General features: G+C 35.4%; 20 protein-coding genes. All 20 read left to right on the forward strand.

Annotation, left to right across the window (positions count from 1 at the left end):
- The first annotated feature begins 164 nt into the window (after positions 1 to 164).
- On the forward strand, positions 165 to 1,463 hold the full coding sequence (locus tag Q0845_RS02400) for a cytochrome c3 family protein (RefSeq protein WP_298508544.1): 1,299 nt from the start codon (positions 165 to 167) through the stop codon (positions 1,461 to 1,463).
- Between the two features lie 33 nt (positions 1,464 to 1,496).
- Entirely contained in the window at positions 1,497 to 4,676 is a 3,180-nt protein-coding gene (locus Q0845_RS02405) for a TAT-variant-translocated molybdopterin oxidoreductase (protein WP_298508546.1), read from the forward strand.
- A 34-nt stretch (positions 4,677 to 4,710) separates the two neighbouring features.
- Positions 4,711 to 6,102, forward strand: coding sequence for an NrfD/PsrC family molybdoenzyme membrane anchor subunit (gene nrfD, locus Q0845_RS02410; protein ID WP_298508548.1), 1,392 nt, complete (start codon positions 4,711 to 4,713; stop codon positions 6,100 to 6,102).
- Positions 6,095 to 6,619: a DUF3341 domain-containing protein gene (locus Q0845_RS02415; RefSeq protein WP_298508554.1), complete on the forward strand. Its 525-nt coding sequence runs from the start codon at positions 6,095 to 6,097 to the stop codon at positions 6,617 to 6,619. Before nrfD ends, Q0845_RS02415 begins: the two co-directional genes overlap by 8 nt.
- A gap of 8 nt (positions 6,620 to 6,627) precedes the next feature.
- On the forward strand, positions 6,628 to 7,197 hold the full coding sequence (locus Q0845_RS02420) for a cytochrome c (RefSeq protein WP_298508557.1): 570 nt from the start codon (positions 6,628 to 6,630) through the stop codon (positions 7,195 to 7,197).
- Between the two features lie 28 nt (positions 7,198 to 7,225).
- Positions 7,226 to 8,632, forward strand: coding sequence for a quinol:cytochrome C oxidoreductase (locus tag Q0845_RS02425; RefSeq protein ID WP_298508560.1), 1,407 nt, complete (start codon positions 7,226 to 7,228; stop codon positions 8,630 to 8,632).
- 26 nt (positions 8,633 to 8,658) lie between these two features.
- Positions 8,659 to 9,726 (forward strand): cytochrome c oxidase subunit II, encoded by a 1,068-nt coding sequence (locus Q0845_RS02430; RefSeq protein WP_298508563.1) that lies wholly within the window; start codon positions 8,659 to 8,661, stop codon positions 9,724 to 9,726.
- Positions 9,727 to 9,759: 33 nt separating this feature from the next.
- On the forward strand, positions 9,760 to 11,568 hold the full coding sequence (locus Q0845_RS02435) for a cbb3-type cytochrome c oxidase subunit I (protein WP_298508566.1): 1,809 nt from the start codon (positions 9,760 to 9,762) through the stop codon (positions 11,566 to 11,568).
- Positions 11,569 to 11,678: 110 nt separating this feature from the next.
- Positions 11,679 to 12,701 carry a Holliday junction branch migration DNA helicase RuvB gene (gene ruvB, locus Q0845_RS02440; RefSeq protein WP_298508569.1) on the forward strand — a complete coding sequence of 341 codons (1,023 nt, stop codon included), beginning with the start codon at positions 11,679 to 11,681 and terminating at the stop codon, positions 12,699 to 12,701.
- Between the two features lie 94 nt (positions 12,702 to 12,795).
- The gene (locus Q0845_RS02445; protein ID WP_298508574.1) at positions 12,796 to 14,133 is read left to right on the forward strand and encodes a cytochrome P450; all 1,338 of its coding nucleotides are present in this window, start codon (positions 12,796 to 12,798) and stop codon (positions 14,131 to 14,133) included.
- Positions 14,130 to 15,065, forward strand: coding sequence for a tRNA epoxyqueuosine(34) reductase QueG (queG, locus tag Q0845_RS02450; protein WP_298508576.1), 936 nt, complete (start codon positions 14,130 to 14,132; stop codon positions 15,063 to 15,065). Before Q0845_RS02445 ends, queG begins: the two co-directional genes overlap by 4 nt.
- 6 nt (positions 15,066 to 15,071) lie before the next feature.
- Positions 15,072 to 15,350 (forward strand): hypothetical protein, encoded by a 279-nt coding sequence (locus Q0845_RS02455; RefSeq protein ID WP_298508579.1) that lies wholly within the window; start codon positions 15,072 to 15,074, stop codon positions 15,348 to 15,350.
- 252 nt (positions 15,351 to 15,602) lie between these two features.
- Positions 15,603 to 17,423, forward strand: coding sequence for a histidine kinase (locus tag Q0845_RS02460; protein ID WP_298508582.1), 1,821 nt, complete (start codon positions 15,603 to 15,605; stop codon positions 17,421 to 17,423).
- On the forward strand, positions 17,416 to 18,171 hold the full coding sequence (locus tag Q0845_RS02465; protein ID WP_298508584.1) for a LytTR family DNA-binding domain-containing protein: 756 nt from the start codon (positions 17,416 to 17,418) through the stop codon (positions 18,169 to 18,171). The genes Q0845_RS02460 and Q0845_RS02465 overlap by 8 nt, the downstream gene beginning before the upstream one ends.
- A gap of 94 nt (positions 18,172 to 18,265) precedes the next feature.
- Entirely contained in the window at positions 18,266 to 19,024 is a 759-nt protein-coding gene (locus Q0845_RS02470) for a hypothetical protein (RefSeq protein ID WP_298508587.1), read from the forward strand.
- A 170-nt stretch (positions 19,025 to 19,194) separates the two neighbouring features.
- Positions 19,195 to 20,052 carry a hypothetical protein gene (locus tag Q0845_RS02475; RefSeq protein WP_298508590.1) on the forward strand — a complete coding sequence of 286 codons (858 nt, stop codon included), beginning with the start codon at positions 19,195 to 19,197 and terminating at the stop codon, positions 20,050 to 20,052.
- Between the two features lie 4 nt (positions 20,053 to 20,056).
- Entirely contained in the window at positions 20,057 to 22,027 is a 1,971-nt protein-coding gene (locus Q0845_RS02480; protein WP_298508593.1) for a S8 family serine peptidase, read from the forward strand.
- Positions 22,028 to 22,204: 177 nt separating this feature from the next.
- Positions 22,205 to 22,387: a hypothetical protein gene (locus Q0845_RS02485; RefSeq protein ID WP_298508595.1), complete on the forward strand. Its 183-nt coding sequence runs from the start codon at positions 22,205 to 22,207 to the stop codon at positions 22,385 to 22,387.
- A 180-nt stretch (positions 22,388 to 22,567) separates the two neighbouring features.
- Complete coding sequence (locus tag Q0845_RS02490; RefSeq protein WP_298508597.1) at positions 22,568 to 24,865, forward strand: NADP-dependent malic enzyme; 2,298 nt, start codon at positions 22,568 to 22,570, stop codon at positions 24,863 to 24,865.
- Between the two features lie 96 nt (positions 24,866 to 24,961).
- On the forward strand, positions 24,962 to 25,543 hold the full coding sequence (gene ruvA / locus Q0845_RS02495) for a Holliday junction branch migration protein RuvA (RefSeq protein ID WP_298508601.1): 582 nt from the start codon (positions 24,962 to 24,964) through the stop codon (positions 25,541 to 25,543).
- Positions 25,544 to 25,545: the final 2 nt, after the last annotated feature.

The raw sequence follows: 25,545 nt of genomic DNA on the forward strand, positions 1-25,545 counted from the left end.
CTAAAATGTTATTTAGAATTACTATAAATTACAAATTAAGAGTTCACTATAATTTCTCAAATTCATCGCGATTTGTATTTTTGCTCAAATTTGGAAAAAGCATGAACGTCTAAAGTTATGTAATACTTAGAAAAAACCATGCCAAATTAAGAAGACATTAAGATATGAAAAAGGTGAATCACCGCAATTCAATTTCAAGAATTTTAGGAGCCGCACTAGCGCTGATGCTAGTATTTTCGACGACTGCGTTTGCGCAAGACGATGCAGCAGTCGCAGCAGGTAAAGCTTTGTTTAATGCAAACTGTGCTGCTTGTCACAAACTGGATAGTAAGTCGACAGGTCCTGCGTTAAGAGGTGTGGAAGCACGTTTGGCAGAAGATGAAGGTTTAGATCGTGAATGGTTGTACAAGTGGATTAGAAATAGTTCGGCGTTAATCAAGTCAGGAGATCGTTATGCTAACAAAGTGTTTGAAGAGAACAAGAGAAGTGTGATGACAGCATTTCCTACGTTTTCAAACGAGGATATCGATAACATCTTAGCGTATACGGCGCAACCTAAGCCAATTCCTCCGAAACCGGAAATAACTCCAGGAGAAGAAACTGCTGGTGGAGGTTTTTCTACACAAGTAGTTTTAATCGCTTTAATCGTTTTATTTGGATTGTTAGCATTAGGATTGTTCTTGGTAAACAAAACACTTCGAAAGTTTGCGGTTGCAAATGGAACTTTAAATATAGAGAAGGAAGTAAAAAGACCTTCGCTTTGGAAAGCTTTCGTTCAAAACCAATTCTTAGTAATTGTGTCAGTGATCTTCTTAATGTTAGGAGCTGCATACTTCGCATATGGTTATTTTATGCAAGTTGGAGTTGATCAAGGATATCAGCCAATTCAGCCAATTCACTATTCGCACAGAATTCACGCAGGTGATAACAAAATAGAATGTAAATACTGTCACTCTTCAGCAAGAGTTAGTAAGCATTCAGGAATTCCATCATTAAATGTTTGTATGAACTGTCACAAGAACATTGCGCAAGTTTCAGACGATGTGCAAAGAGAAGGTGTTACTAAGTATGGAGTTGACTACAATAAAGAAATTCAAAAGCTATACAATGCTACAGGTTGGGATCCAGCACAGCAGGATTATGTAAATGAACCAAAGCCAGTAAAATGGGTGCGTATTCATAACTTACCAGACTTTGTATACTTCAACCACTCGCAGCACGTTTCTGTTGCCGGAGTTGAATGTCAAACGTGTCATGGTGAAATTCAAGAAATGGAAATTGTTGAGCAACACGCTCCATTAACTATGGGATGGTGTATCAACTGTCACAGAGATACAGATGTGAATTTCAAAGGAAACGCTTATTACGAAAAAATTCACGAGCAGTTAAAAGATAAATATGGTGTTGAAACATTCAAAGCAGCTAAAATGGGTGCGTTAGAATGTGGTAAATGTCACTATTAATATTAATTAAGAAGCTAATTTTATATATATAATATGGCATCAAACAAGAAATACTGGAAAAGTGTTGAGGAGCTAAATGAGAATAGTTCTATTGTTGAGGCACTTAGACAGAATGAGTTTGTAGAAGAAGTTCCTGTAGATGAATTCTTGGGAGATAAAGAGACATTAGAGTCTTCTTCAACTTCTCGTAGAGACTTTCTTAAATACGTTGGTTTTAGTACAGCCGCAGCAACATTGGCTGCCTGTGAAGGACCAGTAATCAAATCTATTCCTTATGTAGTGCAACCAGAAACTATTATTCCTGGTGTTGCAGACTATTATGCAACAACAATTGCAGATGGATACGATTTTGCTAGTATCTTAATTAAAACAAGAGAAGGTCGTCCAATAAAAGTAGAAAACAACAAAGAAGCATCTACTAAAGGAAGTGCAAATGCAAGAGTTCATGCATCTGTACTATCTTTATATGATAGCATGAGAGTGAAAAACCCAAAAATAGATGGTAAAGATGCCTCTTGGGAAACGTTGGATGCTGAAGTTGGTCAAAAATTAAATCAAATCAGTGCTTCTGGAAAGCAAATTGTTTTACTAACCCAAACTTTTGCGAGTCCTTCAATAGTTAAATTAGTTGGAGACTTCAAAGCAAAATATGGAAATGTAAACCATGTAGTATATGATGCTGTGTCAGAATCAACTGCTTTAGATGCTTTTGAAGCTAAATATGGTGAAAGAGCATTAGTAGACTATGATTTCTCAAAAGCAGAACTAATTGTTTCTGTTGGAGCAGATTTCTTAGGAGACTGGCAAGGTGGTGGATATGATGATGGATATGCTAAAGGGAGAATTCCTCACGGTAAGAAGCATCACAAAAAAATGTCAAGACACGTTCAGTTTGAATCGAATATGACATTATCTGGAGCAAATGCAGATAAGCGTGTGCCAATGTCGGCAGCTGATCAAAAAGTTGCTTTAGCAAAAATCTATGCAGGTGTTACTGGAAACAGTGTTTCTGGAAGACAATTGTCAGACAAGGCAGAAAGTGCTATCAAAAATGCAATTGGTCAAATCAAGCAAGCTGGCTCAAAAGCGGTTGTAGTATCTGGTATCAACGATGTAGATGCACAAAGCTTAGTATTGGCAATCAATGAAAAACTTGGTAGTGCAGCATTTGATAAAGAAGCGCCTCGCAAAATAAGACAAGGAAATGATAAAGCAGTAGCAAAATTAATCAGTGATGTAAAAGCTGGAGCTGTTGGCGGAATCATTATGGCAGGAGTTAATCCTGTATATACATTGGCAAATGGAGATGAATTTGCTGAAAGCTTAAAAGGATTAGACTTAGCAGTTACATTTACTCAAAAAGAAGATGAAACTGCGCTAAATACGAAATATGTAGCTGCGACTCCACATTATTTAGAGTCTTGGGGAGATGTTGAAGTGAAAAAAGGTCACTACAGTCTTACGCAACCTACAATTCGTCCATTATTTAATACAAGACAATTTCAAGACGCTTTATTAAAGTGGACTGGAAATGACAAAACATATTATGAATACTTAAAAGAAGCTTGGACTACCGATATTTTAGGTGGAGCTTCTTGGAATCAAGCAGTGCATGATGGAGTATTCAAAACAACAGCGACAGTTAGTTTAGCTGATGAAGCAAATGCAGCTATTGAAGAGGCTGATGCAGCTGCTCAAGAAAATGAAGAAGATGTAGAAGTGGTTGAAGCAGTAGATGTATCTAGTCAAGCTAGAAAATTAGCAAATACTGCACAAGCTTCAGGAATGGAATTAGTGTTATACACGAAAACAGGAATGGGTGATGGACAGCAAGCAAACAACCCTTGGTTGCAAGAGTTTCCTGATCCAATTACCAGAGCTTCTTGGGATAACTACTTAACAATTTCTCAAGCTGACGCTGAAGCAAAAGAATTCAAAAACTGGAATGTTGCCAATGGTGGATTAAATGGTAGTCGTGCAAACGTTACTGTAAATGGAGTTACTATTAAGGAAGTTCCAGTAATCATTCAACCAGGACAAGCGCCAGGAACTGTAGGTTTAGCATTAGGTTACGGTAAAAAAGCCGGAATCAAAAAAGATATGCAAACTGGAGTGAATGCTTACAGATTGTATAGTAACTTTAATAGTATTCAAGAAGTTTCAATTGCTAAAGCTGATGGAGAGCATGAATTTGCTTGTGTTCAGTTGCACAATACCTTAATGGGTAGAGGTGACATTGTAAAAGAAACTACTTTAGAGATATTCAATACCTACGAGAAAGACAATAAAAAGCACGGATGGAATATTCCTCCACATGTATCTAGAGATCATGAAATGATTGATGCTACGAGTCAAGAAGCAGATATGTGGGCTAAGTTTGATCGTTCTATTGGACATCACTTTAACTTATCAATTGACTTAAACGCTTGTACAGGTTGTGGAGCATGTGTAATTGCATGTCACGCCGAAAACAATGTGCCAGTAGTTGGTAAAACGGAAGTAAGAAGAAGTAGAGATATGCACTGGTTGCGTATTGATAGATACTATTCGTCAGCAGATACCTTTAGCGGAGATGTTGAGAAGAAAGAGAATATGAGTGGATTGTTTGGTGAAAAAGGTTCGCTAGGAGGTTTCTTAGAAATGGAAAGTCCTGCAACAAATCCTCAAGTAGCTTTCCAACCTGTAATGTGTCAGCACTGTAATCACGCACCATGTGAAACAGTTTGTCCTGTTGCAGCAACATCACACGGACGTCAAGGTCAAAACCATATGGCATATAACCGTTGTGTAGGAACACGTTACTGTGCAAACAACTGTCCATATAAAGTACGTCGATTCAACTGGTTCTTATACAATAAGAATGATGAATTTGATTATCACATGAACGATGACTTAGGTCGTATGGTATTAAATCCAGATGTAGTTGTACGTTCAAGAGGTGTGATGGAAAAATGTTCTATGTGTATCCAAATGACACAAAAAACAATCTTAGATGCGAAACGTGAAGGACGTCAAATCAAAGATGGTGAATTCCAAACAGCGTGTTCTGCAGCATGTAGTTCAGGTGCAATGGTATTTGGAGACCTTAACGACAAGCATGGTAAAGTTGCTGAGTTGCACGAAGATGATCGTATGTATCACCTATTAGAGCACGTAGGAACAAAACCAAATGTACAGTATCACGTAAAGGTGAGAAACACAAAAGAAGCATAAAAAATAATTAATAAGAAACAATTATAAACTGATTATGGCGTCGCATTACGAAGCACCTATAAGAAAACCCTTAGTAACTGGAGATAAATCATATCATGATGTAACTCTTGATATTGTAGCTCCGGTAGAAGGGAAAGCAAATAAGCAATGGTGGATAGTATTCTCAATTGCTTTGGTAGCATTCCTTTGGGGAATTGGATGTATCATTTATACAATATCTACCGGAATTGGAGTTTGGGGTCTTAACAAAACCGTTGGTTGGGCTTGGGATATTACAAACTTCGTATGGTGGGTTGGTATTGGTCACGCAGGAACACTGATTTCTGCCGTACTATTACTATTCCGTCAAAAATGGAGAATGGCAATTAACCGTTCTGCGGAAGCAATGACTATCTTCTCGGTAGTGCAAGCAGGATTATTCCCAATTATTCACATGGGACGTCCTTGGTTAGCATTCTGGGTATTGCCAATTCCAAACCAATTCGGATCACTTTGGGTAAACTTTAACTCACCCTTACTTTGGGATGTATTCGCGATCTCTACGTATTTATCTGTATCATTAGTATTCTGGTGGACAGGTTTACTTCCAGATTTCGCAATGATTAGAGATAGAGCTGTAAAGCCTTTCCAAAAGAAAATATACAGTATTGTAAGTTTTGGATGGAGTGGACGAGCAAAAGATTGGCAACGTTTTGAAGAAGTATCTTTGGTACTTGCAGGTTTAGCAACACCACTTGTACTTTCTGTACATACCATTGTATCGTTTGACTTCGCAACGTCAGTAATACCAGGATGGCATACCACAATCTTCCCGCCATACTTTGTGGCAGGAGCGATTTTCTCAGGATTTGCCATGGTAAACACCTTATTGATCATTATGAGAAAAGTATGTAATATGGAAGACTATATTACATTACAACACATCGAATTGATGAACATTGTAATTATGATTACTGGTTCTATCGTAGGATGTGCATATATCACAGAGTTATTCATTGCATGGTATTCAGGAGTAGAATATGAGCAATATGCATTCTTAAACAGAGCAACAGGACCTTACTGGTGGGCATATTGGGCAATGATGACGTGTAATGTATTCTCTCCACAATTTATGTGGTCTAAGAAATTAAGAACAAGTATTATGTTCTCTTTCATAATCTCTATTGTTGTAAACATTGGAATGTGGTTTGAGCGTTTCGTAATTATCGTAACATCATTACACAGAGATTATCTTCCATCATCTTGGACGATGTTCTCACCAACGTTTGTAGATATAGGAATATTTATTGGTACGATCGGTTTCTTCTTCGTATTGTTCTTGTTGTACTCTAGAACATTCCCTGTAATTGCACAGGCAGAAGTAAAATCAATCTTAAAATCATCAGGAGAAAAATATAAAAAACTAAGAGACGGTAACCATGAGTAGTAAAGTAATACAAGCAATGTATATTGATGATGATGTATTAATGGCAGCAGTCAAAAAAGTACGTCAAGAAAACCATCATATCGAGGAAGTGTTTACACCATTTCCTGTGCACGGACTAGACAAAGCTATGGGATTAGCGCCTACGCGCCTTGCCATTACAGCATTCATGTATGGATGTGTTGGATTGTCAGTTGCAATCACCATGATGTATTATATCATGATTAAAGATTGGCCGCAAAACATTGGTGGAAAACCAAGTTTTAGTTTCTTAGAAAACATGCCTGCATTTGTGCCAATTATGTTTGAAATGACCGTATTTTTCGCAGCGCATTTAATGGTAATCACTTTTTACTTAAGAAGTAGATTGTGGCCATTCAAAGAAGCTGAGAACCCAGATCCAAGAACTACAGACGATCACTTCTTAATGGAAGTATCTGTTCATGGAAATGAAGAAGAATTAAAAGCACTTTTATTAGAAACAGGTGCTACAGAAATTAAAGTTACAGAAAAGCACTAATAAGAATTATGAAGAGCCTTATAAAAATAGGAGTCGTTTTTGGAGCAGCATTGCTCATGACTTCATGCTTTGATAAATCACAGCCAAACTATCAGTACTTTCCTAACATGTATGAATCTATAGGATATGAAGCATATCAGGAAGTAAATGGTGTGCCTTATGGAGGATTTGAAACGAAAATGGAAGCGCAAATTCCTGCAGATGGTACTATAAAGAGAGGTTGGATGCCTTATGACTATGACAATACGAATGAAGGCTATGAAGCAGCGAAAGCAGAATTGCTAAATCCAATACCAACAACAGAAGAAAGTTTAGCAAAAGGAAAAGAGCTTTACGGAATTTATTGTGCAGTTTGTCATGGAAATAAAGGTGATGGACAAGGAACGTTAGCAAAGCGTGAAAAATTCTTAGGAATTCCTAAATATAATGACCCAGCGAGAGCCATTACAGAAGGAAGTATTTATCATGTAATTATGTATGGTAAAAACAACATGGGATCACACGCAAATCAATTAAATACAAAAGAACGCTGGCAAGTGGTACAGTATGTATTAAAATTGAAATCTGAATTAAAATAAGACCAATAACGATATAGAATTATATACAATGTATACGTTTTCAAATAGATTAAGACTTTTTGCAATTATTTCCTTTGTACTTGGAGCTATTATGGTAGGGTTAAGCTTTGCTAGTGTGCCAGGTTCAGTAGAAGATATGAAGGCAATGGAAGCAGATCACGGACATGGACATGGCGCAGGTCATGGAGATGCAAAACACGATGATGGTAAAACAGCACATCACGATGATCATAAAACAGAAGCTAAAGAACATCATGGCGATGCATCTCATGGAGAAGCACATGGAACTGAAGCTGGCGGTCATCACGATTCTGCAAAGCACGATGCGCACAAATTAGGTCAATTGCAAAATAAGCCTTGGGCAGCAGTATATGTAGCAGCCTTTTTCTTTATGATGATTGCTCTAGGAGTATTAGCATTCTACGCTATACAACGTGCAGCACAAGCAGGTTGGTCACCACTATTATTTAGAGTCATGGAAGGTATTGGAGCCTACATCATTCCAGGAACAATAATTATGATCATTCTAATTGTTTGTTCGGTAATGCATTGGAATCACTTATTCCATTGGATGGAACCAAGCTTACAAGATCCAAATAGTGTAAACTATGACAAGCTAACTGTTGGTAAAAGCGGTTGGTTAAATGGAACAGGATTTATCGTCAGAGCTATTATTTATAGTTCTATATGGATTGCATACAGTGTACTTTCAAGACGTTTTTCTTCTCGTCAAGATGAAGCAAGCGACAATAGCAACTTTAAAAAGAACTTCAGACTATCTGCGGTATTCTTAGTATTGTTCTTAATCTCAGAATCAATGATGTCTTGGGACTGGATTATGTCATTTGATCACCACTGGTTCAGCACATTATTTGGATGGTATGTATTTGCAAGTATGTTTGTATCTGGGATTACAGTAATCGCATTAATTACAATATACCTTAAATCAAAAGGATATCTAGAATATGTAAATGATAGTCATTTACACGATTTAGCAAAGTTTATGTTCGGTATTAGTATCTTCTGGACATACTTATGGTTCTCTCAATTCATGTTAATCTGGTACTCAAACATTCCAGAAGAAGTAACATACTTCATTACAAGAATTGATGATTATAACTTGCCATTCTTTGGAATGTTAGCATTAAACTTAATATTCCCATTATTAATCTTAATGAATAGTGATTTCAAGAGATTAAATTGGATTATTGTAATCGCTGGAATTATAATTCTATTCGGTCACTATATAGACGTGTTCAACATGGTAATGCCTGCAACGGTAGGACCAAACTGGTCACTTGGAATGGCAGAAATAGGAGCAGTCTTATTATTCTTAGGATTATTCATCTTTGTAGTATTTACAACACTGACAAAGAAACCATTATTGGCAAAACGAAATCCGTTTATTGAAGAAAGTAAACAATTTCATTATTAATTAATTTCAAAACAGTATAAAATAAGATGACTACTGGTTTACTAACATTTATAGTACTTATCCTAATTGCAATCGCAATTTGGCAGCTGACGAAGATATTTGATTTATCACAAGCGAAAGCAGATAATACTCAAGTAGCGAATGACAAGGATAATAATATCAATGGATACCTCATGATGGGATTCTTGATGTTCATATATGTAATCACAATAATCTCCTTCTGGAAATGGGGAGATCTGCCATTAATTGGAAATTCAGCATCAGAACACGGAACAAGTGTCGATACCTTGATGGTTATATCAATGGTGTTGATCTTCTTTGTACAAACGGTGACACAAGCTTTATTACACTACTTTGCATTCAAATACAGAGGTAAAAAAGGAAGAAAAGCATTGTACTATGCAGATAATGACAAATTGGAATTTATTTGGACAATCATTCCAGTAATTACATTAGCAGGTTTAATTCTTTACGGATTATTTACTTGGAATGAAATTATGGATGTGAACATGGATGATGATCCAATCGTAGTTGAATTATATGCACAACAGTTTAACTGGAAAGCTCGATATGCTGGAGAAGACAATGTTCTTGGAAAAGCAAATGTTCGTTTAATCGATTTAGGCGATAATCCAAATATCTTAGGATTAGACAGAGAAGATAAGTATGCACAAGATGATGTTATTACACAAGAACTTCGCTTGCCTGTTGGACGAAAAGTAGTTTTCAAAATGCGTTCACAAGACGTATTGCACTCTGCATATATGCCACACTTTAGAATGCAGATGAACTGTGTTCCTGGTCAAACTACAGAGTTTGCAATGACACCAACGAAAACGACTGCTGAAATGCGTGAAACACCTAAAATTGTCAATAAGGTGAGTCGTATCAATTCGATCAGAGCAGCAAAAAGTAAAGAGCTTGCAGCTAAAGGTGAAGAGGCTTTAGAACCTTATGAGTTCGATTTTCTTTTATTATGTAATAAAATCTGTGGTGAATCTCACTACAACATGCAAATGAAAGTAATTGTAGAAAGCCAAGAAGACTTCGATAAGTGGATTGCAGCACAAGAAACTTTCGGAAAAAAGAAATAAAATAAAAAATAATTAAAGATATAATAGATAGATATGTCAGCAGAAGCATTACACGCAAAAGATCACGGACACGATCACGGACATGATCACGGACATCATCATAAAGAGACATTCATCACTAAATATATATTTAGTCAAGATCATAAAATGATTGCCAAGCAGTACCTAATTACGGGTACTATCATGGGAGTTATTGGAGTCATGATGTCTATATTCTTCCGTATGCAAATTGCATGGCCAAAAGAATCATTTACAATCTTTGAAATATTCTTAGGAAACTGGGCACCAGATGGAGTATTAAGTGCTGATAAATACTTAGCATTAGTTACCATTCACGGTACCATCATGGTATTCTTTGTATTGACAGCCGGACTGAGTGGTACGTTTAGTAACTTACTAATTCCGTTGCAAATTGGAGCTCGTGATATGGCTTCAGGATTCTTAAACATGGTATCATACTGGTTATTCTTTATCTCAAGTGTAATCATGGTATTATCTTTATTTGTTGAAGGTGGAGCAGCATCAGCAGGTTGGACAATTTATCCTCCTTTAAGTGCGTTACCAGAAGCAATTCCAGGATCAGGTTTAGGAATGACATTATGGTTGGTATCGATGGCAATTTTCATTGCATCATCTTTACTAGGATCATTAAACTATATCGTTACGGTAATCAACCTTAGAACAAAAGGGATGTCAATGACAAGATTACCATTAACAATCTGGGCTTTCTTTGTAACAGCTATCATTGGTGTTGTATCGTTCCCAGTATTATTATCTGCAGCATTGTTATTAATATTCGATAGAAGTTTTGGAACCTCGTTCTATCTATCCGATATATTCATACAAGGAGAAGTATTACATTATCAAGGTGGATCACCCGTATTATTTGAACACTTATTCTGGTTCTTAGGGCATCCTGAAGTATATATTGTATTACTTCCGGCATTAGGTATTACCTCCGAAATTATAGCCACCAACTCGCGGAAACCGATTTTCGGATATCGAGCCATGGTCGCCTCAATTCTAGCAATTGCATTCTTATCGACAATTGTATGGGGTCACCACATGTTTATCTCAGGAATGAATCCATTCTTAGGATCAGTATTTACATTCACAACATTATTAATTGCCATACCGTCCGCGGTAAAAGCATTTAACTATATCACCACACTCTGGAAAGGAAACCTGCAGCTAAACCCTGCAATGTTATTCTCTATCGGATTAGTATCTACATTCATCACTGGTGGATTAACAGGTATTATTTTAGGTGATAGTACATTAGATATCAACGTTCACGATACGTACTTTGTAGTAGCACACTTCCACTTAGTAATGGGTATCTCAGCATTATACGGAATGTTTGCAGGAATTTATCACTGGTTTCCACGTATGTTTGGAAGAATGATGAACAAAAACTTAGGGTATATTCACTTCTGGGTAACTGCTGTCTGTGCGTACGGAGTATTCTTCCCAATGCACTTTATTGGAATGGCAGGATTACCAAGACGTTACTATACAAACTCAGAATTCCCATTATTCGATGATTTAGCAGATGTGAATGTAGTTATTACAATGTTTGCAATCATTGGAGGAATTTTCCAATTGGTGTTCTTGTACAACTTCTTTAGTAGTATGTTCTACGGTAAGAAAGCGCCACAAAACCCATGGAAATCAAATACTTTAGAGTGGACAGCGCCTGTTGAGCACATGCACGGAAACTGGCCAGGAGAAATTCCTCATGTACACCGTTGGGCTTACGATTATAGTAAACCAGGACATGATGATGACTTTGTTCCTCAAAATGTACCAATGAAAGAAGGTGAAGAAGAATTGCACCACTAAAATTTTTGTGAAAACGAAAATCTCATGAAACATAAAATTCATACACTGAATTTATAAATAATAAAAAGCCTTTCTACATAGAAAGGCTTTTCTTTTTTATCTTTGTTTTAATGAATGATAACTTAGACCCTACAAATCAGAACTATTCATCCGAAGAATTAGATGTTGAAAAAGCATTACGCCCACTATCCTTTGATGACTTTACTGGACAAGACCAAGTGCTAGAAAACCTGCAAGTATTTGTGCAGGCAGCTAATCTTCGTGATGATGCATTAGATCATACCTTATTTCATGGTCCTCCAGGATTAGGAAAAACAACCTTGGCGCATATATTGGCAAATGAACTTGGAGCCAGCATCAAGGTAACTTCAGGACCTGTGTTGGACAAACCAGGCGACCTAGCAGGATTGTTAACCAATCTTGATGAGCGTGATGTATTGTTTATTGATGAAATACACCGATTGAGTCCCATTGTAGAAGAATATTTGTATTCGGCAATGGAGGACTATAAGATTGATATTATGATTGAATCTGGTCCGAATGCCAGAACCGTTCAAATCAATCTAAATCCTTTTACACTCGTTGGAGCAACTACACGCTCAGGTTTATTAACAGCGCCAATGCGAGCGCGATTTGGAATTGCAAGCCGATTGCAGTACTATTCAACAGAATTGTTGTCTACCATCGTACAACGTAGTGCGCAAATATTAAATGTTCCTATTAGTATGGAAGCAGCTATAGAAATTGCAGGAAGAAGTCGTGGAACACCTCGTATCGCCAACGCATTACTGCGTAGAGTGCGTGATTTTGCTCAAATCAAAGGAAATGGTAGTATTGATATAGAAATAGCGCGTTTCAGTCTAAAAGCGCTAAATGTAGATGCTTATGGTTTGGATGAAATGGACAATAGAATTCTGTCAACGATTATAGATAAATTTAAAGGTGGTCCTGTTGGAATTACAACCTTAGCTACGGCAGTTTCTGAAAGTGGTGAAACCATTGAAGAAGTATATGAACCATTTCTCATTCAACAAGGATTCATTATCCGAACACCTAGAGGAAGGGAAGTCACGGAACTTGCTTACAAACATCTCGGAAGAGTCAAAGGAGGTATTCAAGGAGGATTGTTTTGAAACGATAAATTATGAATGTTGAATTTTAAATGTAAAAGTGTTTTAGAACAGCGAATAACGAATTAACAAACAGACAAATTAGCCAATACCAAGCATGTCATACAAATACCCAAATAAGATTCCGTTTTTCAAATTGTTTCTGAAATCATCTTCAATTACCAGAAATCCTATTCCGTTTCATAGAGATGGTTTTCAAAAACATGGGGATTCATTTGCAATTGCTCCGCCATTCTCAAAAAAAGTGATGTTAACGCGCGATGCTGAAATCACAAAACATCTGTTGCGAAAAAATCATCGGAATTATAACAAATCTAAAATTCAAACAAAATTCTTATCAAAGTACGTAGGGAAAGGTTTGTTGACGTCTAGTGGTGATTATTGGTTAAAACAACGACGACTCATTCAGCCAGCATTCCATAGAGAAAAGCTGCAAAAATTAGTCGCAATCATGGAAAGCACGATTGAAAAACAAATCGAAAACATTCCAGAAAATAAAAGCATTGATTCCTATCCAATCATGAACGAATTGGCGTTTCATGTGGTTGCAAAATCTTTATTTAATTACTCTTCAGACGATGATACCATGCATCAGCTGCAGAAAATTATAGAAACTTTGCAGGAATTTATCATTCGTGAAATTCGACAACCACATAAAAAATGGTGGTATGAAGTAAGCGGTTTGGTAAAAAAACATTTAAAACTAGTAGAAAAAAGTCGCGAAATTATCAACAAAGTCATCGATGAACGCCGCGTATCTGATGCAACACATGATGATTTATTAGACATGTTGCTCAAAGCAAAATATGAAGATGATGGTACTTCTATGACCAATGAACAATTGATTGACGAAATCTTAATCTTCTTTGTGGCAGGACATGAAACTACTGCAAATGCGCTGACATTTACATTTCATCTCATTGCTAAAAATCCAGAAGTCTATCAAAAAGTATTAAAAGAAATTGATGCTATAGATGATGGCTTACCGCCGATGGAAAAAATTGCAAAACTCAACTATGTAAAAAACTGCGTAGAAGAATCAATGCGATTGTATCCGCCAGCGTGGATTACGGATAGAGTTGCCATTGAAGACGATTCGTTTGCAGATTATGCTATTGAAAAAGGAACCATGATCGGAATTTCTTTTTACGAACTTCATAGAAATGAAAAATACTGGAAAAATCCGAACGATTTTGTGCCAGAGCGTTTCTCTGACGAACATCGAAAAGAAACCGCAGGATTTTATTTTCCGTTTGGTGCAGGACCAAGAATGTGTATCGGAAATGGTTTTGCACTCTATGAAATGATGTTGTCGGTGTATGCAATGCTGAAAAAATATCACATAGAAACCGATCAAGAAAAAGTGGAAGTGTCGCCACTCATTACACTAAAACCAATCAATCTTACGCTAAAATTTACAAAAAGAACTACTTGAATTCAACACAAAAACATACAGAACTCATCAAAGCTGAGGCAAAACGCTTGGGTTTTCTGTCCTGTGGAATTTCAAAAGCAGCATTCTTAGAAGAAGAAGCGCCACGATTAGAGGCTTGGCTCAACAAAAACATGCATGGCGAAATGCAATACATGGAAAATCATTTTGACAAGCGACTCGATCCAACGAAATTAGTAGAAGATTCAAAATCGGTAGTGTCTTTACTCTTAAATTACTATCCATCAGAAATACAAAAAGATTTAGCAGCGCCAAAAATTTCCAAATATGCTTATGGAACGGATTATCATTTTGTCATAAAAGATAAATTAAAACACTTGCTAAATTTCATTCAAGAGGAAATCGGAGAAGTCTCAGGAAGAGCATTTGTCGATTCTGCACCTGTATTAGACAAAGCTTGGGCGGCAAAAAGTGGTTTGGGTTGGATTGGAAAACACAGCAATTTACTCACACAAAAAGTAGGTTCGTTTTATTTTATTGCGGAATTAATCATCGACTTGGAGTTAGAATACGATTCGCCAGTTACTGATCATTGCGGAAGTTGTACGGCGTGTATTGATGCCTGTCCGACACAAGCTATTGTAGATCCGTATGTAGTAGATGGAAGCAAATGTATCTCGTACTTTACCATTGAATTAAAAAATGAAATTCCGACGCATGTACAAGGGCAATTTGACGATTGGATGTTTGGTTGCGATGTTTGTCAAGATGTATGTCCTTGGAATCGTTTCTCAAAGCCACACAATGAACCGTTGTTCAATCCGCATCCAGAATTGCTTTCTATGTCTAAAAAAGAATGGGAAGAAATTACGCAAGAAGTTTTTAGTGAAATCTTTCGGAAATCTGCTGTAAAGCGAACAAAATACACAGGGTTAATGCGTAATATTAAGTTTTTAAAAACAGAGAAGAAGTAAAATCCTATGAAATTTGCTAGTCGAGACTTTAGAGAGGGACAAGAAAAACGTTTGAAAGAGAAGGTTTTTAATATAAAAATGAATCCTAGGGAATGGATGGCTAGATTTGGACACAATATTCTAGCTGGAGACATGAGGATGTATAAATATCAAGATCAGGAATTTGAAACTTGGATTCACAAAGCATTTGAAGCGTTAGCGAATGAAGGAATTGAAAACTTATGGGAAGAGTTTTTAACAGAAGAAGAGATTGAAAAGGTTAGAGAAATGTATGAAAACCCATAAATAAAAGACTAATTAATAAGATAGAAGCAACGATTCTGCATTTTTAGCATCTAATAAAGAAAAGGCTATTCAGTACAGTCAATAATATATTTGTCTTATGTACTGCGAAGAATTTTAACAAGGTTCGTTTTTCATTAGCGAATTTCTTATGTTTGGTAAAAATATCGGCACGTATTTTTTTAATCTAATAAGAGAAATCTAAAAATGATCTATTCTCCACGAAAAAATCCCCTAATACTGCTGTCAATATTGATGCTGCTTATATTTTCATGTACAAAGCTAGATTCAAAACGAAGCTTTTCTGAAAAAATAGCGGAAGTCAAAAGACTAAGAGCGCTTGAGCGGAATATAGAAGCTAGTGATTCTACATTGATTTATATTGAGCAAATTCAAAAAATTATTGATAGCGATAAAAACCTGCCAGATTCATTATACATTGAAAACGTTTTTAGAAAAGGTGTGTATCATTATAAAAAGCAAGCATTAGATTCTGCTTCATACTATTATCATAAAACGGTTGATTTAGTGAAAGGACCAAATACTAGAGACCGAAATCTAATTTATTTCTGGAATACGTGGATACTTGATCGAAGCCAAGATAGATTGGCAAATGTAATTGATGTGGCAAAAAAATTCGTAAAGATTTCGGATGAAAAAAAACATGCGTATGGTTTGACAATAGCCTATAATTTCTTGGAAGTTTCGTATTTCGTTTTAGGTAATTATGAGCAAGCTTGGTATTACAATAAGAAAGGATTGGAAGCTGCAAAAGCAAGTAATAATATGGATATGTACGTTGTTGCGGGAAATTCAAAAGCAAGAATGTTGTATAATCATTTCAATAAAAAGCAAGAAGCTTTTGCATTTCTGGATAGTCTGCAAGTTGTGAAAACAACAAAAAAAGATACGCGAAGGCAGTATCTGCGTCAATATGGAACACTCAGTTTTGCAGATAAAAACTATAAAAAAGCAATTAAATATTATGATAGTGTCATTGCGCTTACAAAAGAAATAGAGAGTGGAAAGAATTATAACTTATTAGAAGGCTATAATAACTTGGCAGAATCATATATAGAGTTGAAAGAATATGAATTAGCCGAGCGTTATTTAGATACTGTAAGTACTATTATTGATGAAAATTCTTTTACGGAATATGTTTCGTTTTATAATGAATTGCGTTTTCGGGTAAATTATGGCAAAGGAAATAGTGAAGAAAGCTTGCTTGAAGAATACAAAGCGCTCATTGATCGTCAAAATAAATTACATGAAGAAAAAATTGATGAAGAACTAGAATCATTAAAAAGAGCTAATGAACAAGAAAAAATAACAACGGCTGAAAAAAATGCATCTGAACAACGAAATATTATATTTATTTCATTATCTGTTCTTTTAGGTTTATTAGTAATCATTGTATATTTATTTTACAGACAAAGACGTCTCAAATTCCAAAAACAAGACTTGCAAATGCAACAACGTTTATTGCGCTCTCAAATGAATCCGCATTTTACGTTCAATATCTTATCGGTAATTCAACATCAAGTCAAAGAAAATCAAGAAAAAGCGGTAAACTATTTGCTGAAATTTTCAAGATTGTTACGATTGATTTTAGAGAATTCGTTACACAATTATGTGCAAATAGAGGATGAATTAGAATCTTTACGTAAATACTTAGAACTGCAATTGATACGCTTTCCTAAAAAGTTTGACTATACCATTACACTAGAAAATTTTGAAGAAGATGAATTCCTATTTATCCCGCCAATGCTCATGCAACCGTTCATAGAAAATAGTATAGAACATGGTTTCTTAGGAATAGATTACAAAGGGAATATAGATATAAAGCTACGATTGGAAGATAAATTTATAGCCTGTACCATAGAAGACAATGGTATTGGTATAAAAGAAACGAACAATACCTATAAAAAATCGGTTTCCACAAAATTAATTTCAAAATTTATCAATAAAACAACTAAGAGTAACGTTCAGATACAAAATAAAACCAATACCGATGCATCCAATTCAGGAGTTTTGGTAAAGTTTCTAATTCCTTATAAATTTTCACAAGATGATTAAAGCCATATTAGTCGATGACGAATCTTACATTAGAGATAATGTTCGTCAAAAAATACAACAATATTTCAGTGAGGATATTGCAATTATTGGAGAAGCAGAAAGTGTGGAGCAAGCGGTAACGTTGATCAAAGAAAAAAGTCCAGATTTACTCTTTTTGGATATTCAACTCACGGACGGAACTAGTTTTGATATCCTAGATCAAATAGAAGCCAACAATTTGGATATTATCTTCATTACAGGTTTTGATAAACATGCTATAAAAGCGATTAAAGTAGGCGCGTTAGATTATATGTTGAAGCCTATTGATGATGCTGAGTTTAAAGAAGCTGTTGAAAAGGCCATTGAAAGTTCTAAAAAGGAAAATGATATGGAGAAATTAATAGAGATTTCTAGTGAATACTTTAAAGGTGTGCAAAAAAAGCGAATTGTCCTCAAAACCATGGAGAATGTATATGTCATCTATGAAGATGATATTCTGTATTGCAGATCAGAAGGAAACTATACAACATTCTACACCTTACAATCTGAAAAAATATTAGTCTCTAAACCAATCAAAAAAGTGATAGAAATTCTTTCAGAAGATGTATTTATCCGTTGTCATCAATCATACATCGTCAATAAAAAACATGTCTTACGATACAATCGACAAGGTGTACTCATTGTAAATCACGAAATAAAAGTGCCTGTGTCTAGTAGACGTAAAGATTATGTCATCGAAAAAATATTCGATCAAACGAATATGAAATAATAAACTACGTATTTGAATAAGAATAAAGCGAATCTGAAACTTCCCTAGTAAAAGATATTTAGCTTCTTAAATTTGATATAAAAAACAAAAAAACATGAAAAATTCACTAAAACTAATTGCATTAGTATTCATTTTTAGTTTTTCTTCTTGTGGTACAGAAGAATTAACGGAAACAAACACAGAAACACAATCCAGTATTGCTAAATCACTCACTGAGATAGAAGATATACGCTTGCATAACCTAATGGAATGGACCGGATATTTAGCTTCGCAAGTAGGTTTGAATAGCAATTTGGGACGAACTCAACTTCTCAATGCATACAACGCTGGTTCTGGAAGTGTGTCATTATCAGATTTGCTTGAAGTTTCAGATCAATCTTTTAAAAAAGCTTTAAAAATTGAATTTTATAGATATATTCTTACTCCTTCTTGTGTAAGTGATGGGCGTCCAAAAGATCACCCTACACCACCAGAATTACCAGGGCATCCAAACTATCAACATGGATCTTGGATTTTTGAATACGGAGATCCAAATGCAACAGAAGAAGAAATTAATGAAGAAAGATTTGAGCAATACTTAGGACTTATTTTAGAAGAAAACTGCTTAGAAATTTACTTCCCTAATGGATTCAGTATGCCAATAAGAAATATCAAATCTTCTGCGCATCCTTTAGTAGATCAAAATTTTAATAATGAAGCGTATAAGCATGTCGCTGAATGTAATATTAGTGAAACAAATGTTACTAGTGGAACAGTAGGGAATATTATCATTGTAAGACCAAGCAGAAGTTTTCGCGATACCAACTGTACGTATACTCAATTTGATTTTGACTTTACAGATTTCTTAAATTAACGCTAATAAAATATTAATTAACAACCTCCTGATACATTTCAGGAGGTTTTTTTATGAGTGATTTTTAAAACGAAACGAATATGAAATAAAGTAATGCGCTTTTGTATTCTGTATTGTGAAAGCTTCTAAATAGTTTGATTTTTAACAAATTAACTGTTAAAAAACACATTATGAAAAAATTAGTAGTAGTAGCAATCTTTATGCTGTCAACAGTCGCAACCTTTGCGCAATGGAACGGAAGTGCAACGGTAGATGGAACTATTTACAGAAACGGAAATGTAGGTATCGGAACATCATTAGCCAATAAAATGTTGACGATACATCCGCCAAGTGATTTTAGCGGACATTTTTTAGCCATGGGGAAATTGGTAAATTCTAAAAAAGGAACTAGACTCTTTAATTTTGGATCGTCTAATTCAAGTGATCCTTCATCAGGTTTTTCTTTTTACAACATGAACAATCAATTGAGCTTAGATTATTTATCTAAATCAGATAGAACGTACTTAACTCTAAATGATTATAATGGGAATAATATCTTCAAAACCTCTGTAAGTACTATTGGATTCGCATACATTCATTTGCCAAAATTAGATTCGCGTGTAGTCATCGGAGATTATGCAAGCTATTTGGAAAATGAAAATCACAAATTAATTGTAAAACAAGGAAGTGCAAAAATTGAAGGAAACATTCTAACAGACGCAAATGTTGGTATTGGGACAAACTCATTCACAGATGGTTCTGATACGTATCGTTTATCTGTGGATGGAAAAGTGCGAGCAACAGCCGTAAAAGTATATACAGACTGGGCTGATTATGTTTTTGAGTCAGATTACAACTTGCCAACACTTAAAGAAGTAGAAGCATATATTGCTAAAAACGGTCATTTAAAAGACATTCCAAGCGCCAAAGAAGTAGAAGAAAACGGAATTGACGTTGGAGAAATGAACAAGTTGCTACTGCAAAAAATAGAAGAGTTGACTTTATATGTGATAGCGTTGAAAAAAGAGGTAGAAGAACTTAAAAAGTAAGATTATGAATGTAAATAAAATAATATTTACCTTTTTTATTTTATTCTCTTTTGGTGTATTAAAATCAAGTGCGCAAACATACGAATACTATGTAAAAGAAGCTAAGGTTGGTAGTATAACTGATAATCTTTACAGAGATACGGATAACACGCTTAAATATAAAGGGAACGATAAAAAAATAAAAGAATTTTTTGAGACTTATAGTATTTACAAATTTGAAACAGCATTTCCAAGTGCTCCAAAAGATTGGACTAAGGTTGTAGATGTTATAACACTTACATCAGATTCTAATAAAATTGAAGAAGGAATACGTAAATCTGTAGGCAATGCTTTGTTGCTATTAGAGTTTAGGGGCGAAGTAAAAAAAGATGAAAATGTACTGTGTTACTACCCAAATGATTATGGTGTTACAGGAGGTGCTAATACTGGGCTGCCTGTAGATGTTTCATATTATGACTATACAGAAGTTCCGGATGCATGGGATATTACTACAGGTGATCCAAATGTTATTATTGGTATTTCTGATGGAGATGTGCATGAGAACGATGTGGAATTTGCAGGTAAAACAGTAGATTTAACTCCAAATAATAATACATCTAGTAGTCATGGTAATGGTGTTGCTGCAATCGCAGCAGCTCAAGGAGATAACGGAGCAGGAACTGTAGGTGTAGGGTATGATTGTAGTATGGTAACTATTTACTTTGAAAGTAGTGGTACTTTAGGATATGAAAATTTAATACAGCTACATCAACAAGGAGCTAGAGTTATTAACTGTAGCTGGGCCGGACCAGAAACAGGTTATAGTGCATATCATCAATATATTATCAATCAAATTACCGCAGCAGGTACGGTTATTGTTGGTGCTTCCGGAAACTATGATCAAGAAAATAATAATTATAACATACGTTATCCAGCAGCGTATGATAATGTTATTTCTGTGGGAGGTGTTGGTTATATTAATGATTTTGATTGTAGTAATGTGTATACAACAGCCGCAGGGAATCCTGCAATGTCTAATGTCAAAGATGTTGTTGGTTTGTCTTTAGGTTTTTCAAATAATACTGCAGACTGTAGTGAGCCTCTAGAAAATCAAGCTTTTATATACGAGGTATCTACAGGTGTTTTAAATGAAAAAGTAGATCTTGTTGCCCCAGCTGGAAATATTTTTAGATATGGAAGGTACTTAGAAACAGGTAATTTAGAATATTCACAATTTAATGGTGTTCGTACTTCGTCATCGGCGCCACAGGTAACAGGTGCGGTAGGACTTATGTATTCTTTAAATGAATGCTTATCTTTTGGGGAAATAGAATCTATTTTAAAAATAACATCAAAATATATAGGAGATGTTGGTCCTAATGCGGCTTATGAAAATAAGTATGGATCTGGTACACTCAATACAGGAAAAGCAGTCAAGCTAACACATAACTTAATGACTCCATTGTCAAATGCTTATCTTGAAAATCAAAAATTTAACCGATGGGATTTTGTGTTTGAAGGCGTATCTAGGAATATCATCATGAGGAATCAAGAATTTACAGGATCATCCAGAGTGCATGTCACTGGAAAAAATGCAATCAAACTAGAACCAGGAACACTATTAGAACCTAATGCCAATGGTGAAGCCGAATTTGTAATTGATCCAAATCTTAACTTAACAGATCATTGTATTACGCCAACTATAATGCCGAGTCCAAGAGCTAGCAACAAACAAACGGAAGAACAAGCGCTTTATCAAATGCTGCCAACATTAGTTGAGAACGAAATCAAACTAGAAAATAAAATTTCTAAAAAACCACTCATCTCTAAAATTTCTATTCATAATCTTTTTGGACGAAAAGTATTTAATAAAGACAATATAGGTACTTCAGATATTACATTGCAGGTGTCGCAATTAGTCCCAGGAATATACATCCTAAAAGGATATTGCAAAACAGGAGAAGAAATCTTTACTTCAAAATTTGTAAAACAATAATTACTACTGTAATTAAACCAATAATAGTATTAAAAAGCCTTATGAAACATTTCATAAGGCTTTTTTTATTTGAATATAAAACGAATATGAAATTGATCAATACGTATTTGTATTCTGTATTGTGAGAGTAGACAAATAATAGGATTTTTATATAAATAATAATTTAAAAAATACACTATGAAAAAAAGAAATTTAAAATTGAATTTAGGAAAAAAGAGTATTTCAAGTTTTACATCTAATGAAGTAACTGGTGGAGGAAGAACTACAAGAGCATGTACTGTAATTGGTTGTTCTCAAGGTTGTGATGCTGGTGATACTGTTCAAACACTAAATAACGCTTCTGTTTGTATATGTAGGTAATTCAGGTGCTATTCTGCAAATTAAAAATTTCAAACTATCAAATAAATTAACGGGGGAAAGATTAATTTAGGGTAGTTTGTATTATTAAAAGGTCATAGAAATTAACATACTATGACCTTTTTTCTTACTTTCCTTTCTCGCAAAAACGCTACATTTGCATTTCGTATCTAAAGAAAATATATGAGTAACACAGAACGCAAAAGGAGAGAAGCGCTAGTATATCATGCTAAACCAACGCCAGGAAAAATTAAAGTAGTTCCTACAAAAAGATATTCTACGCAACGTGATTTATCTTTAGCGTATTCCCCGGGAGTTGCAGAACCTTGTTTAGAAATAGAAAAGGACAAAAAAAATGTCTACAAATATACCACCAAAGGAAACCTAGTAGCGGTCATCTCTAACGGAACGGCGGTTTTAGGTTTAGGTGATATTGGTCCGGAAGCATCCAAACCAGTTATGGAAGGAAAAGGGTTGCTCTTTAAAATCTTTGCCGATATCGATGTTTTTGATATTGAAGTAGATACGAAAGATGTAGATCAATTCATTGAAACGGTAAAAAATATTGCACCAACTTTTGGAGGAATCAATCTCGAAGACATCAAAGCACCAGAAGCATTTGAAATAGAACGCAGACTGATAGAAGAACTCGATATTCCTGTCATGCACGATGATCAGCATGGAACGGCAATTATCTCTTCTGCAGCATTAATCAATGCCTTAGAATTGGCCGAAAAAAACATAGAAGAAGTGCGCTTTGTAGTATCAGGCGCAGGTTCAGCAGCCGTTTCTTGTATGAATTTATACATAGCACTTGGCGCAAAACTTGAAAACATTGCTATGTTTGATGTAGATGGTTTATTACATAAAAATCGAACAGATTTATCACCAATGCAAGCGCGTTTCAGAACGTCAAAACACTATGATTCACTTGCAGATGCAATGAAAGATGCAGATGTGTTTTTAGGACTTTCTGTCGGGAATATTGTGTCGCAAGATATGTTGCGCTCTATGGCAAACAATCCAATTGTATTTGCCATGGCAAATCCGACGCCAGAGATTTCTTATGAAGAAGCCATTACATCGCGTGATGATATTATTATGGCTACTGGTCGTTCAGATCATCCAAATCAAGTAAACAATGTACTTGGTTTTCCATTCATCTTCCGCGGTGCACTAGATGTACGCGCAACGAAGATCAATGAAGAAATGAAAATGGCAGCAGTAAAAGCTATTGCAGCATTGGCAAAAGAACCAGTTCCAGAGCAAGTAAATATTGCCTACGCAGAAACGAAACTGGCGTTTGGAAAAGAATACATCATTCCAAAACCATTTGACCCAAGACTCATTGCAAAAATTCCACCAGCCATTGCAAAAGCTGCGATGGAATCTGGAGTAGCAACCGAACCAATAGAAGATTGGGCGCGTTATGAAGATGAGCTTTTACACAGACTTGGAGCAGACAATAAAATCATACGATTATTACATAAAAGAGCACGTACGAATCCAAAACGTATTGTTTTTGCAGAATCCGATCACCTAGATGTACTCAAAGCGGCACAATATGTATACGATGAGCGCATTGCAATTCCAATTCTTTTAGGAAATGAAAAACTCATTCACGAACTCAGAGACGAATTAGAATTTGATGGCGATGTAGAAATCATTGATCCAAAAAGTGATGAACAAGCCGAAAGACGTGATAAATTTGCTGAAATTTATTGGGAATCCAGAAAACGTAAAGGCGTAACGTTCATTGATGCGCAAAAGAAAATGCGCGAGCGTAACTACTTTGCAGCTATGTTGGTGAATGATGGATATGCAGATGGACTCATCTCAGGATATTCTAGAAGTTATCCAACAGTCGTAAAACCAATGCTAGAACTTATAGGAACGGCAAAAGGTGTGCGAAAAGCAGCGACCACAAACTTAATGATTACTGAACGCGGACCAATATTCTTATCAGATACATCAATCAATATAGAACCGTCTGCGCGAGATTTGGCAAAAATTGCACAAATGACAGCATTAACGGTAAAAATGTTTGGACTAGAGCCAAATATTGCGATGTTATCGTACTCTAACTTTGGTTCTTCTGAACACGAAAATGCTAAAAAAGTAGGAGAAGCTGTTCAATACTTACACAGATATTATCCAGATATTAATGTAGATGGTGCAGTACAATCAGATTTTGCGTTGAACCGCGAAATGCTTTCAGAAAAATTTCCTTTCTCTAAACTAGCAGGGAAAGAAGTTAATACTTTAGTCTTTCCAAACTTAGATTCAGCAAACATTACCTACAAACTCATGAAGGAGTTAAACAAAGCTGATTCTATTGGGCCAATCATGTTAGGAATGCGAAAACCAGTGCACATTTTACAGCTTGGTGCAAGCGTTGATGAAATGATTAATATGGCAGCAGTAGCTGTGGTAGATGCGCAGGAAAAAGAAAAGTGGGAACAACGAAAAGGAGAATTATAATAAACAACTATACAAGATTAGTATATTAAAGGAGCGAATGGTTAAATTAATGTGAATAAATTTATTACATTTGGGACTTTAACTAGTAAATAATAGATGATTACTCATATACAAGGGAAGCTCGTAGAGAAAAATCCAACAGATGTAGTGATAGAATGTAATGGAGTCGGATACTTTATCAATATCTCGCTAACTACCTATACGCAACTTCCAAATCAAGAAAACATAAAACTGTACACGCATCTTCATGTTCGTGAAGACGCACATACACTTTATGGATTCTTTCAAAAAGCTGAGCGTGCTATATTTCGTTTGCTAATTTCAGTTTCTGGAATAGGAACAAGTACGGCGCGTACAATGTTATCTTCTTTGTCTTCCCAGCAAATATGTGAAGCAATTGGCTCTGGAGATGTAGCAACTGTTCAAAGTGTAAAAGGAATTGGAGCGAAGACTGCACAGCGCGTAATCATCGAATTAAAGGATAAAATCTTAAAATTATACGATCTTGACGAAGTTTCGATGTCTCAAAGCAATACAAACAAAGAAGAAACGTTATCTGCTTTGGAAGTATTAGGTTACACAAGAAAGCAATCTGAAAAAGTACTCGATAAAATAATTAAAGAAATGCCAAACGGAAGTGTAGAGGAATTGATCAAAATGGCATTAAAAAACTTATAATT

It is taken from the genome of uncultured Kordia sp. (assembly GCF_947489565.1).
Lineage (GTDB): Bacteria > Bacteroidota > Bacteroidia > Flavobacteriales > Flavobacteriaceae > Kordia.

Coding starts and splice junctions, on each gene's coding strand:
- Q0845_RS02400 (WP_298508544.1), top strand. CDS start 165: ATGAAAAAGGTGAATCACCGCAATTCAATTTCAAGAATTTTAGGAGCC.
- Q0845_RS02405 (WP_298508546.1), top strand. CDS start 1,497: ATGGCATCAAACAAGAAATACTGGAAAAGTGTTGAGGAGCTAAATGAG.
- nrfD (WP_298508548.1), top strand. CDS start 4,711: ATGGCGTCGCATTACGAAGCACCTATAAGAAAACCCTTAGTAACTGGA.
- Q0845_RS02415 (WP_298508554.1), top strand. CDS start 6,095: ATGAGTAGTAAAGTAATACAAGCAATGTATATTGATGATGATGTATTA.
- Q0845_RS02420 (WP_298508557.1), top strand. CDS start 6,628: ATGAAGAGCCTTATAAAAATAGGAGTCGTTTTTGGAGCAGCATTGCTC.
- Q0845_RS02425 (WP_298508560.1), top strand. CDS start 7,226: ATGTATACGTTTTCAAATAGATTAAGACTTTTTGCAATTATTTCCTTT.
- Q0845_RS02430 (WP_298508563.1), top strand. CDS start 8,659: ATGACTACTGGTTTACTAACATTTATAGTACTTATCCTAATTGCAATC.
- Q0845_RS02435 (WP_298508566.1), top strand. CDS start 9,760: ATGTCAGCAGAAGCATTACACGCAAAAGATCACGGACACGATCACGGA.
- ruvB (WP_298508569.1), top strand. CDS start 11,679: ATGAATGATAACTTAGACCCTACAAATCAGAACTATTCATCCGAAGAA.
- Q0845_RS02445 (WP_298508574.1), top strand. CDS start 12,796: ATGTCATACAAATACCCAAATAAGATTCCGTTTTTCAAATTGTTTCTG.
- Q0845_RS02455 (WP_298508579.1), top strand. CDS start 15,072: ATGAAATTTGCTAGTCGAGACTTTAGAGAGGGACAAGAAAAACGTTTG.
- Q0845_RS02460 (WP_298508582.1), top strand. CDS start 15,603: ATGCTGCTTATATTTTCATGTACAAAGCTAGATTCAAAACGAAGCTTT.
- Q0845_RS02465 (WP_298508584.1), top strand. CDS start 17,416: ATGATTAAAGCCATATTAGTCGATGACGAATCTTACATTAGAGATAAT.
- Q0845_RS02470 (WP_298508587.1), top strand. CDS start 18,266: ATGAAAAATTCACTAAAACTAATTGCATTAGTATTCATTTTTAGTTTT.
- Q0845_RS02475 (WP_298508590.1), top strand. CDS start 19,195: ATGAAAAAATTAGTAGTAGTAGCAATCTTTATGCTGTCAACAGTCGCA.
- Q0845_RS02480 (WP_298508593.1), top strand. CDS start 20,057: ATGAATGTAAATAAAATAATATTTACCTTTTTTATTTTATTCTCTTTT.
- Q0845_RS02485 (WP_298508595.1), top strand. CDS start 22,205: ATGAAAAAAAGAAATTTAAAATTGAATTTAGGAAAAAAGAGTATTTCA.
- Q0845_RS02490 (WP_298508597.1), top strand. CDS start 22,568: ATGAGTAACACAGAACGCAAAAGGAGAGAAGCGCTAGTATATCATGCT.
- ruvA (WP_298508601.1), top strand. CDS start 24,962: ATGATTACTCATATACAAGGGAAGCTCGTAGAGAAAAATCCAACAGAT.